The sequence below is a fragment of the Trebonia sp. genome, from assembly GCF_049794275.1.
In the GTDB taxonomy this organism is placed as follows: domain Bacteria; phylum Actinomycetota; class Actinomycetes; order Streptosporangiales; family Streptosporangiaceae; genus Trebonia.
Window position 1 is genome coordinate 1 of record NZ_JBARCR010000435.1, and the last position, 9,852, is coordinate 9,852.

General features: G+C 69.1%; 13 protein-coding genes and 1 pseudogene. 10 read left to right on the top strand and 4 right to left on the bottom strand.

Annotated elements, in window-relative coordinates; translation table 11 throughout:
- Positions 1 to 781 (bottom strand): DUF3500 domain-containing protein (locus WA805_RS11885; protein WP_425242366.1); only part of this gene is annotated, 781 nt, incomplete at its 3' end.
- A 26-nt stretch (positions 782 to 807) separates the two neighbouring features.
- Between WA805_RS11885 and WA805_RS11890 the strand changes: the two genes are divergently transcribed.
- The 3 genes from WA805_RS11890 to WA805_RS11900 all read left to right on the top strand — a co-directional run bounded on the left by WA805_RS11890 (position 808) and on the right by WA805_RS11900 (position 2,561).
- The gene (locus tag WA805_RS11890) at positions 808 to 1,563 is read left to right on the top strand and encodes a DedA family protein (protein WP_422277109.1); all 756 of its coding nucleotides are present in this window, start codon (positions 808 to 810) and stop codon (positions 1,561 to 1,563) included.
- A 112-nt stretch (positions 1,564 to 1,675) separates the two neighbouring features.
- Positions 1,676 to 2,224, top strand: coding sequence for an ATP-binding protein (locus WA805_RS11895; RefSeq protein ID WP_422277111.1), 549 nt, complete (start codon positions 1,676 to 1,678; stop codon positions 2,222 to 2,224).
- A 127-nt stretch (positions 2,225 to 2,351) separates the two neighbouring features.
- Positions 2,352 to 2,561, top strand: coding sequence for a hypothetical protein (locus WA805_RS11900; protein WP_422277113.1), 210 nt, complete (start codon positions 2,352 to 2,354; stop codon positions 2,559 to 2,561).
- Positions 2,562 to 2,657: 96 nt separating this feature from the next.
- Here WA805_RS11900 and WA805_RS11905 read toward each other — a convergent pair whose 3' ends face one another.
- A complete protein-coding gene (locus WA805_RS11905; protein ID WP_422286154.1) occupies positions 2,658 to 3,305 on the bottom strand; it encodes a DUF3043 domain-containing protein in 648 nt (215 codons plus the stop codon).
- Between the two features lie 217 nt (positions 3,306 to 3,522).
- Between WA805_RS11905 and WA805_RS11910 the strand changes: the two genes are divergently transcribed.
- The 6 genes from WA805_RS11910 (at position 3,523) to WA805_RS11935 (ending at position 7,828) form a co-directional block, all read left to right on the top strand.
- Positions 3,523 to 4,320, top strand: coding sequence for a PspA/IM30 family protein (locus WA805_RS11910; RefSeq protein WP_422277117.1), 798 nt, complete (start codon positions 3,523 to 3,525; stop codon positions 4,318 to 4,320).
- The gene (gene pspAA, locus WA805_RS11915; RefSeq protein WP_422277119.1) at positions 4,317 to 4,610 is read left to right on the top strand and encodes a PspA-associated protein PspAA; all 294 of its coding nucleotides are present in this window, start codon (positions 4,317 to 4,319) and stop codon (positions 4,608 to 4,610) included. The genes WA805_RS11910 and pspAA overlap by 4 nt, the downstream gene beginning before the upstream one ends.
- A gap of 155 nt (positions 4,611 to 4,765) precedes the next feature.
- Positions 4,766 to 5,779 carry a zinc metalloprotease HtpX gene (gene htpX, locus WA805_RS11920; protein WP_422277121.1) on the top strand — a complete coding sequence of 338 codons (1,014 nt, stop codon included), beginning with the start codon at positions 4,766 to 4,768 and terminating at the stop codon, positions 5,777 to 5,779.
- Positions 5,779 to 6,363 (top strand): PspA-associated protein PspAB, encoded by a 585-nt coding sequence (gene pspAB, locus WA805_RS11925; protein ID WP_422277123.1) that lies wholly within the window; start codon positions 5,779 to 5,781, stop codon positions 6,361 to 6,363. Before htpX ends, pspAB begins: the two co-directional genes overlap by 1 nt.
- Before the next feature lie 114 nt (positions 6,364 to 6,477).
- A complete protein-coding gene (locus WA805_RS11930) occupies positions 6,478 to 6,828 on the top strand; it encodes a HesB/IscA family protein (RefSeq protein WP_422286152.1) in 351 nt (116 codons plus the stop codon).
- 28 nt (positions 6,829 to 6,856) lie between these two features.
- A complete protein-coding gene (locus tag WA805_RS11935) occupies positions 6,857 to 7,828 on the top strand; it encodes a carbohydrate kinase family protein (protein WP_424559234.1) in 972 nt (323 codons plus the stop codon).
- A gap of 118 nt (positions 7,829 to 7,946) precedes the next feature.
- Here WA805_RS11935 and WA805_RS11940 read toward each other — a convergent pair.
- Positions 7,947 to 8,420: pseudogene (locus WA805_RS11940) on the bottom strand (Clp protease N-terminal domain-containing protein); the annotation flags it as partial.
- 223 nt (positions 8,421 to 8,643) lie between these two features.
- Between WA805_RS11940 and WA805_RS11945 the strand changes: the two are divergent.
- Positions 8,644 to 9,627 carry a cytochrome c oxidase assembly protein gene (locus WA805_RS11945; RefSeq protein ID WP_425238877.1) on the top strand — a complete coding sequence of 328 codons (984 nt, stop codon included), beginning with the start codon at positions 8,644 to 8,646 and terminating at the stop codon, positions 9,625 to 9,627.
- On the opposite strand, the gene WA805_RS11950 is transcribed toward WA805_RS11945, so the two are convergent.
- The coding region (locus WA805_RS11950) for an N-acetyltransferase family protein (RefSeq protein WP_425242367.1) at positions 9,624 to 9,852 on the bottom strand (229 nt) is incomplete at its 5' end. The genes WA805_RS11945 and WA805_RS11950 overlap by 4 nt on opposite strands.

Here is a 9,852-nt window from a genome sequence, read left to right on the forward strand (position 1 = left end):
CGTCCAGGTCGGCGCCGCGCACCCCCTTCGGCCCGTCCCGCAGGTAGCTGAGGACCGACCGTTCCGCATCGGAGATCCGGTAGTCCGGCTCCGGGTCGAACACGTGGTCCGGCAGCTCCGCGGGCCCGATCCGCGGCACCATCCGGGTGGCGAAGTCCGGCGGCGGCCGGTGGTAGATGATGGCGGCCGCCCGCTGCGCGCCGGTCAGCGAGTTGATGAATTCGTACCCGCGCGCCTCGTCGTCCGCCAGCGGCGCCAGCGTCCCGTACGAGGCGGGCACGCTGCCGAGCATGCACGGCGTGGGGGAGAGGTACCGCGCCTCGGTGACCGTGAAGTTCAGCGACACGTGGTGCCCCGCCAGCTGCCAGCCCCACGGCGCCGCGCCGCCCGGCGTCCCGAAGATCCGGAAGCAGTACCGCTCGGGGTCAAACAGGTGCGCGATCGCCGGCGCGTCCAGCAGCGTGAGCGCCCGCCGCACGTGCTCCATCGCCATGATGGAGACGACCTTCGCGTACCCCGGCATGCTGACCGACGCCGCGATCAGCCGGTGCGCGAGCTTGCGCTGCGGGTCGGTGAGCGATCCGATCGCCAGCCCGCCCCGCTCGGGCTCAGGCAGGTACGACCACTCCCGCCGCGCCCCGGAAAGCTCAAAATCATTAGCCAGAACGTACCGTTGCGACTCATCGAGCGCACCGCTGAACGCGGCCGCGGCGGCGGCCATCCGCGCCGCCGTCTCCGGCGCCAGGTACTTCTCCATCGGGCCGCCTCGTGTTGTGGTCACCACGCGAGCATGTATAACGTAACGCCGTGACAGAAGAGCCGGCGGTGGCCGCGGCCGACCAGTCGGCACCGGAGGAACCAGCACAAGAGAAGCCAGCACAAGAGAAGACGGTCCAGGCCGATCCGTGGGACGATCCCCGGCTGCCCTGGTCAGGCAAGCCCCGCCGGGTCGACGTCCTGCTCTGGGCGGGGATCACGCTCAGCGGCATTTACTACCTGGCGCTGTTGCCGTTCCGCGCCAGCCTGGTCGGCACGCACCCGGTGCTGCTCGAGGTGCTGAACGGCTCGACCGAGGCGATCGTGTCCGGCGCCGCGTTCGCCCGGGTGGGGCACGGCTCGCTGACGGTGGTCCTGCTCGCCGCGATCCCAGGGCTGATGAAGTTCGACCTGCTCTACTGGCTGGCGGGCAGGATCTGGGGCGAGCGGATCATCCTGCTGCTGTCGGGCCGGCGTAAGCACGGTCCGCGGTTCATGGCGCGGGTCCAGCGCTGGGGCTGGAAGTTCACCTGGCCGGCCGTCGTGGTCGCGCCGTTCCTGCCAGTGCCGAACGTGATCGTGTACGCGACGGCCGGCTGGGCCGGGATGAGCTGGGTGACGTTCCTGGTCCTTGACGCCATCGGCTCGCTGCTGTGGGCCGGCATGCTGGCCGGTCTCGGCTACACGCTCGGGCAGCACGCGGTCACGGTGGCGCAGACCGTTTCCCGGTATGGTCTGTGGATATCGATCGGAATCGTCGTCCTTATCGTGATCGGACAAGTTCGCAACAGTCGGCGGCACCGTTAGCTGCACGATACGAATGAACGTGCATTTGGCCTTGCATCTGCATGGTTACTCGGGCAGGATGGAGACCCAGCGTCAATCACCCGGATGACGCCGGACGCTCCCCGGGATAACGATGAGCCTGAACCAACTGGCACAGCTGCCCACCCGGACCAGGATCGATCCTGCCATGCGCAGGCCGCCCGACCTGACCGCCCGAACCGCTTGCGTGCCGCGGCGCCCGCGGGTGGTGCGGATGCCCTCCGACTGGTGGGATTCGCCGTCGGCGGTGTGCTGCCCGCTCAGCCGCGGGCCGCAGTCCGCGCGAGCCGCGCGCCGGCTGACCAGCAACACGCTGCGCGAATGGGGCCTGGCCACCCTGGCGGAAGACGCGGAGACGATCATCGGGGAGTTCGTCGCGAACGCGGTCACCCACGCTGCCGAGTCGGCCAGTGACCGTCAGCCCTCGGCCGAAAACCATGGCCTGCGCCTGCTGCGCCGTACCGGCGAGGTGATCTGCGCCGTGCTCGACCCGAGCGATGTCGCGCCCGTGCTCAAGAAGCCGTGCAGCATAGAGGAAGCGGGCCGTGGCCTGCAGATGGTGGACGCGCTGAGCGACGTCTGGGGCTGGAGCCCGCTGGCGGGCCGCGGCAAGGCGGTCTGGGCGATCTTGTTCTGCGCCTGACGCCGCGTGCTAACCGCCTGAGCCGATGCGAGGAGGGGCGTGTCGGGTCGGGCGGTTAAACGTGACCGCCGGTGTTAATCTCGCATGACCGAAGAACGCTGGCGGAGCGAGAGAAAGGCCCGGCGGGATGCCCTGGACGTGGCGGTACGAGAAAGCTGACGGCGCGGTGCTGACCGGCGCGGGCCTGCAGGACGCGATCTTCGCCAGCCAGGGGGACGCCGAGAGCTGGCTAGGCGAGAACTGGCGGGGGCTCCTTGACGCCGGCGTCGACCAGGTGACCCTGCTCGACGACGACCGCAAGGAATACGGCCCGATGACCCTCCACCCCGAAAGCTGACCGCCCCGCCCCGCCGCTGCCCTGCCCCTCCAAAGGCTGTCGATGGTCCATCGACCGCACTCTATGGTGGTCGATGGTCCATCGACCGCGTTCGGGCTAGAACTTGTCGCCGGGCTTCAGGCGCGGGGCCGGAGTCCGGAACCGGCGGATCTGCAGCGCGCGCATCACCGCGTAGGTCGTCATGCCGCGGGTGGACTCGTTGGGGTACCGTTCCGCGGCCAGCTTGAACAGCGCGCGGCGGATGAAGTAGGCGTCGATCACGACCACCACGATGAGCACCAGGACGAACGGCGAGACGTAGGTGTTCAGCGCTTTGCTGCGCGAGAGCAGCGCGACGAGCAGCACGATCAGCACGTACATGTAGTACTCGCTGGGGCGCCGGTGGCTGTCCACGTAGTCCCTGGCGAGCTTCCTGATCGGGCCGCGGTCGCGCGGGCCGAGCGCCCACTCCTCGCCGCGCCGCATCGCGGTCGTCCGCTTGTCGCGTTCGGACCGCGTCCTGGCCTTGTCCTCGGGAGTCATCTTGCCCCGGGGAGCGGACCCGGTGCTGGGACCGCGACCGCTGGTGGTCGACCCGGTGATCGACTGGTACCTGCCGCGCTCGGCCTCACTCCGCTTGGGCGTGGGCCGGCCCTTGCCCGCCTCGGCGGGCCGCTTGTTCTTGGCCGGGGCTTCCTGGCTCTGCGTGGGCGAGGATTCCTCGGCCGTGCTGCCTGACGACCCGGCGCTGCTGCGTCGGAACACGGGCATAGCTTAGTAGGTAACGCCGCGAACTTCGCCCCCCGGCCGAACGGGGCGGACGCACCAGGATAGGGGCGTCCAGAGGGGGGGAGGATAAGTGGCTACTACTCGCAGCAGCGCGTAGGGTTGATTTCGATTAGCCGGCGGCAATCAGCCGTCGCGTGGTGGCGCCGTGCCGCCCGGGGCGGCGCTCAGCAGAATGAAGGGGACGGCCGCGTCTATGAGCGTGATGAAGCGAGTCTCGCTGATTTTCCGGGCCAAGGCCAACAAGGCGCTGGACCGGATGGAAGACCCTCGCGAGACCCTGGACTATTCCTACCAGCAGCAGGTCGAGATGCTGACGCGGGTCCGGCGCGGGGTCGCTGACGTCGCCACCTCCCGCAAGCGTGTCGAGCTGCAGATGAACTCGCTGCAGAAAGAGGTCGACCGCCGCGACAACCAGGCGCGCGACGCGCTGTCGAAGGGCCGCGAGGACCTGGCGCGGGCCGCCCTGCAGAACAAGGCCGGCCTGCAAGGTCAGCTCAACGACCTGCAGGGGCAGTACGCGAACCTGCAAGAGCAGGAAGAGAAGCTGACGCTCGCCTCGCAGCGGCTGCAGTCCAAGGTGGACGCCTTCCGCACCAGGAAGGAAACCATCAAGGCGACCTACACCGCGGCCGAGGCGCAGACCCGCATCAACGAGGCCTTCTCCGGCATCTCGGAGGAAATGGGCGACGTCGGCCTGGCGATCCAGCGTGCCGAGGATAAGACGGCGCAGATGCAGGCCCGGGCCGGCGCGATCGACGAGCTGCTCGCCTCGGGCGCGCTCGAGGACCACGTGAGCGGCCCGCAAGACGCCATCCAGGCGGAACTCGACAAGCTCGGCGCGGACCACTCGGTCGAGGCCGAGCTGGCGCAGATGAAAGGCGAGCTCTCCGCGGGTTCGACGCCGCAGCTCGAGGCCAGCGCCAACGGGGACTCGAGCGGCTCGGAGGCCACGCAGGCGGCGGAGCAGCCGCAAGCGGGTGACGGGTCGTGATCGTCCGGATTCTCGGCGAGGGCCAGTTCCAGGTCGACGCCGACGTGGCGGCCAGGCTGACCGCGCTCGACGCCGAGCTGGACGCCGCGGTCGGAAAGCACGACGACACCGCGTTCCGCGCTGCTCTCGGCGCGGCGGTGGGCCTGGTCCGGGAGTCGGGCACGACGGTGCCTGATGACACGTTCGTGACCGCGGACTACATCCTGCCGTTCTCGGACGCCAGCGTCGATGAAGTGCGTAAGCTCCTCGCCGACGGCACGCTCCCCGGCGACTCGATCGGCCATCCGTAACCGCGCATTCGCCAAGGGCGTAACGGCGGGAGCCCTTTTGGCTGTCTCTGCGGGACGCTTCAGCTTTCCTTGAGTGTTCTTCAGGTAGATTCCCCATAGGACCAGGCAGAGCCCCATACAGGGACAAAGCGGCCTGGCGTGATCGGAGGTGCCATATGGCGCGTACCAGGTATGCGCCTGACCGGGGGCTGACCGTACGGATGACCGTGACGATGTTCCTCCTGGGACTGGTATTCGTCGCGTTCGTCGCCGCCATTATCGGCATCTTGACGGCGGTTCACGCGTCGGGCGCGGCGATCGTGCTCGTCGCCCTTATCTTCGGCGGCGGCAGTGCCATCGCCTCGCTGTTCTACTCGGACAAGATCGCGCTGTCCGCGGCCGGCGCGAGGGTCGTTACCCCGCAGGATGAGCCGGAGCTGCACGCGATCGTGGACCGGCTGTGCGCGCTCGCGGACATGGACAAGCCGCGGGTGGCGATCGCTCCCACCCGCATGCCCAACGCCTTCGCGACGGGTCGCAACAGCAAGAACTCGGTGCTGTGCGTGACCGAGGGGCTGATGTACCACAGCAACCTCACTCCCGAGGAGAAAGAGGGCGTGCTGGCGCACGAGCTGTCGCACGTCGCGCACAAGGACGTCCAGGTCATGACCGTAGCGAGCCTGCTCGCGATCGTGGCGGGCCTGCTGGTGCGGTTCGCCTTCTACTCCGAGCTCTTCGGCGGCGGACGGCGGAGCAGCAACAACAACCAGGGCGGGATCCCCGTGGTCCTGATCATCATGGCGGTGTCGGTCGTGGTGTACGCGGTCAGCTTCCTGCTGATCCGGGTGCTGTCCAGGTACCGGGAACTGGCGGCCGACCGCAGCGGCGCGCTGCTCACCGGCCAGCCGAGCGCGCTGGCGAGCGCGCTGACAAAGGTCAGCCAGGGGATGTCCCGCATCCCGAACGAGGACCTGCGGGCCGCCGAGCCGCTGAACGCGTTCTACTTCGCGCCGGCGATGAAGCTCACCCGCGGCGGAGGCGGCGGAGACGGCGGAGGCGGCGGAAAGAGCCTGTCGCAGCTGTTCTCCACGCACCCGAGCCTGGAGAAGCGCCTGGAGCAGCTGGCGAAGATCCAGCGCGAGCTCGGGCAGCCGACCGCCGGCGGATTGAGCGCTGGCCCGGGCGACTAATGGGCTTCCTTGACACGCTGCTCGGCCGGACCAAGCCGGTCCAGCCGAAGCTCGACGACCTGTTCGCGCTGCCGTCCGCGGCCATCACGCTGCAGGCGTCGTCGGGGTTCATCCCGACCGGGTCCGGCTCGGTGTGCTTCCGCTCCGTGGAAGGCAAGACGTTCAGCGACATCGAGTCCGACGTCCGCGACCTGCTCAACATGGACGCGGGCAAGCCGGGCGGCGGCCTGCCCGTCGAGGTGACCAGGGACAGCTACGGCTACACCTGGCTGGTCAGCAGCCACTTGAGCGACGAGCTCGACGGCCTGGTCACCGACCTGCACGCGGTGAACAGCGCGCTGGTCGACAACGGGTTCGGCCCCCAGCTGCTGTGCACGCTGGTGGCCTTCAGGGACGAGCGCGAGCGCAGGCTCGCGCTCGTCTACCTGTACAAGCGGGGGACGTTCTACCCGTTCGCCCCGCTGTCCGGCCAGCAGCGCGACAACGCGCTCGAGATCCAGATCAAGAACGCGCTCGCCGACGACCTGAAGATCGAGCAGGACCTCACCAGGTGGTTCCCCGTGTGGGGCGCCCCGGGTATGTGACCCGGGCCGTGTTCATTGCCACGTGGCAGGAATGCCGGCCAGGGGCATATGGTTGAAGGCGTACGACGATGCCGCGCTGGCGGCATAACACGTAACGACGGGAGCTAGTCACAGATGACCGTTCAGGACGAAGTGACGCAGCAGGGGATTGTCCTCACGCAGGCCGCTGCCACCAAGGTAGGCGCGCTGCTGGTCCAGGAGGGCCGGGATGACCTGCGGCTGCGCGTGGCCGTGCAGCCGGGCGGATGCTCCGGGCTGCGCTACCAGCTCTACTTCGATGAGCGCTCGTTCGACGGCGACGTCGTCGCCGCGTTCAGCGGCGTCGAAGTGGTCACCGACAAGATGTCCGCCCCGTACCTCACCGGTGCGACGGTCGACTTCGTGGACACGATCGAGAAGCAGGGCTTCACGATCGACAACCCGAACGCGACGGGCTCCTGCGCCTGCGGCGATTCTTTCCACTGATCGCACCTCGCACCGGTAACCTCCCACAATGCGAATAGCTGTCACCGGGTCGATCGCGACCGACCACCTGATGATGTTCTCCGGGAAGTTCACCGACACGCTCATCGCCGAGAAGCTGGACAAGGTCTCGCTGTCGTTCCTCGTGGGCGAGCTGGAGATCCGGCGCGGCGGCGTGGCCGGGAACATCGCCTTCGGCCTGGGCTGCCTCGGGCTTAACCCGCTGCTCGTGGGCAGCGTCGGCGCGGACTTCGCCGAGTACCGCGACTGGCTGGACGCCCACGGCGTCGACACGTCCGGGGTACGCACGTCGGCCATCAAGCACACCGCCCGGTTCGTCGCGACGAACGACACGGTGGGCAACCAGATCGCGTCGTTTTACCCCGGCGCGATGAGCGAGGACTGCGAGATCGACATCGCCAGCCTCGTGGCCGCCAACGGCGTGGACCTCGTGCTGATCGGCGCGGGCGACCCGGCCGCGATGCAGCAGTACACCAGCGACTGCCGGGCGGCGGGCGTCCCCTTCGCCGCGGACTTCTCGCAGCAGGTGGCCTTCCTCGACGGCGACTCGATGCGCACGCTGATCGAGGGCGCCACGTACTTGTTCTGCAACGAGTACGAGGAAGCGGTGATCGAGTCGAAGACCGGATGGTCCAACGCGGACATCCTGGAGCGGATCACGACGCGCATCATCACCCTCGGCGCGGCCGGCGCCCGGGTCGAGCAGAAGGGCGAGGAGCCGGTCGTCGTCGGCCCGATCCCTGACGCCAAGTTCGTGGAGCCGACCGGCGCGGGCGACGCGTTCCGCTGCGGCTTCCTTGCCGCCGTGTCCTGGGGCCTGTCCACCGAGCGCGCGATCCAGCTCGGCAACCTGATGGCCGTGCACGTCCTCGAGACGGTGGGCCCGCAGGAGTACGAGCTCAAGTCGGCGACGCTCGCCGAGCGCGCGGCCACCGCCTACGGCGACACGGCCGCCACGGAACTCACGTCCCGCCTGAGCTAACCACGTCTTCGGGCTCCGCCAGTCCGGCCCTCCGGGGCCCCTGGCGGGGCCCTCTTCTTTGCTCCCGGACGGACCCGTGGCACCTGCCCCGGGCCGGTTCCCGCCGGCCGGGCTAACCGGCGCTGCCGCTGGCCGCTGGACCATCCTTCCTGGCCTGGTATTCGGCCAGCAGCTGGATGACCCGTTCGCGGACGCCGTCCAGGTCCGCGCCAAGCGCGGCCAGGACCTGGACGGCCACGCCTTCACCCTCGCGCAGCAGGCCGAGCAGGATGTGCTCGGTGCCGATGTAGGGGTGCCCCAGCAGCTTCGCCTCGCTCAGCGACAGCTCGAGCACCTTCTTGGCGCGCGGGGTGAACGGAATGTGCCCGGGCCGCGAGTACTGGCCCGGGGGCACGGCGTCCTCGACGCGCTGGCGGACCGTCTCCAGGCTGATGCCAAGCGACTCGAGCGCCTTGGCCGCTACCCCCTGGCCCTCGCCGACCAGGCCGAGCAGGATGTGCTCCGTGCCGATGAAGTCGTGGTTGAGCGCCCTGGCCTCTTCCTGCGCCCGCACCACAACCCGCCGCGCCCGGTCAGTGAACTTCTCGAACACCGCGTTCCCCATTCGCCGCGCATGGTTCCTGCCACCTGTCTAACGCGAACGCCGCCCCGCACGTGCCCCCCGCCCGGCCCCCGAATGACTTAGGAGCAGCAAATAACGCGAAAGGGCTGATAACAGCAAGAAGAGCGTAACGTTCTGCTCCTCAGTGGGGCGCGGGCGCAGGGTGCCGGGGCTCCCGGCCCGGGTCGCCCGCCGGAGCGGTAGCGTAGCGGGCATGGCGTCGCTCGCAGCTGGATACACCGGGCCGCCGCAACTGACCCTTGGACGCGCGTTCACGGAATGGACCGCGGACCCCGCGATGATCGCGCTCGTCGTCGTGCTCGGCGGCTGCTACCTGTTCGCGGTGCGGAAGGTCAGGCGGGGCGGCGGCCAGTGGGGGACCGGGCGCGTGATCGCCTTCTGCGGCCTGGGCCTGGGGTTCCTCGTCATCGCCACGATGTCCTGGGTCGGGGTTTACCAGTGGGTGCTGTTCTACCCGCGGGCAGTGCAGACGGTGCTGCTCGTGCTGGTCGTGCCGCTGTTCCTGGCCATGGGCAAGCCGCTCACGCTGACCGAGACCGCGTTCCCCGGTACAGCGAGAAGCGTGCACACCGTCGTCAGGAGCCGGGCCGCGCGGGTCGTGACCTTCCCGGCCATCACCGCGCTGGCGCTGGTCGCGGTGCCCATGGTGATGTACTTCACGTCCTGGTACACGGCGGTGTTCCACAGCGGGACCGTCAGGGAACTCACCTACCTGGCGCTGATGATCCCGGGCTTCGTGTTCTTCTGGACGCTGCTGCGCGTTGACCCGGTGCCGAAGGAGTACCTGTACGGCGTCGCCATGTGGATCACCGCGGCCGAGGTGATCGGGGACGCGTTCTTCGGCATCGCGGTGATCGCGGACAACAACCTGATCGCCGGCCCCTACTACCACGCGGTCGGCTACCCGTGGGGACCGAGCCTGGCCACCAGTCAGGTCATCGGCGGCGGCATCATCTGGATCCTCGGCGACTTCGTGGGGCTGCCGTTCCTCGCCGTCCAGCTGATCCAGATGATGCGCGAGGACAAGGCGGAGGCCGCCGTCATCGACGCGGAACTCGACGCCACGGAGGCCGCCCGGACCCCGGAGGCGCACGAGGGCAGCGACGACACCTCCGATGCCGAGCGCCCCTGGTGGGAGAACGACCCCCGCTTCACCGAGCGTTTCAAGAACGTCTAACGGCCGGCCGTCGCGCTGCGCCGCTCGATCAGGACCACGTCCCGCCACTCGCCGTGGTGGCGGCCGATCCGTTCCCTGGTGCCGACGACGCGGAACCCGGCCCGCTGGTGCAGGCGCAGGCTGACGGTGTTCTCCGGGAACACGCCGCTCTGGATGGTCCAGATCCCGGCCGCCTCCGTCGACTCGACCAGCGCGGCGAGCAGGGCCGCGCCGATACCCCGCCGC

What these genes read in the sequence shown, in the direction of transcription:
- WA805_RS11935 (WP_424559234.1), top strand. Translation starts at nt 6,857, where the DNA reads ATGCGAATAGCTGTCACCGGGTCGATCGCGACCGACCACCTGATGATG.
- htpX (WP_422277121.1), top strand. Translation starts at nt 4,766, where the DNA reads ATGGCGCGTACCAGGTATGCGCCTGACCGGGGGCTGACCGTACGGATG.
- WA805_RS11945 (WP_425238877.1), top strand. Translation starts at nt 8,644, where the DNA reads ATGGCGTCGCTCGCAGCTGGATACACCGGGCCGCCGCAACTGACCCTT.
- WA805_RS11900 (WP_422277113.1), top strand. Translation starts at nt 2,352, where the DNA reads ATGCCCTGGACGTGGCGGTACGAGAAAGCTGACGGCGCGGTGCTGACC.
- WA805_RS11910 (WP_422277117.1), top strand. Translation starts at nt 3,523, where the DNA reads ATGAGCGTGATGAAGCGAGTCTCGCTGATTTTCCGGGCCAAGGCCAAC.
- WA805_RS11930 (WP_422286152.1), top strand. Translation starts at nt 6,478, where the DNA reads ATGACCGTTCAGGACGAAGTGACGCAGCAGGGGATTGTCCTCACGCAG.
- WA805_RS11895 (WP_422277111.1), top strand. Translation starts at nt 1,676, where the DNA reads ATGAGCCTGAACCAACTGGCACAGCTGCCCACCCGGACCAGGATCGAT.
- pspAB (WP_422277123.1), top strand. Translation starts at nt 5,779, where the DNA reads ATGGGCTTCCTTGACACGCTGCTCGGCCGGACCAAGCCGGTCCAGCCG.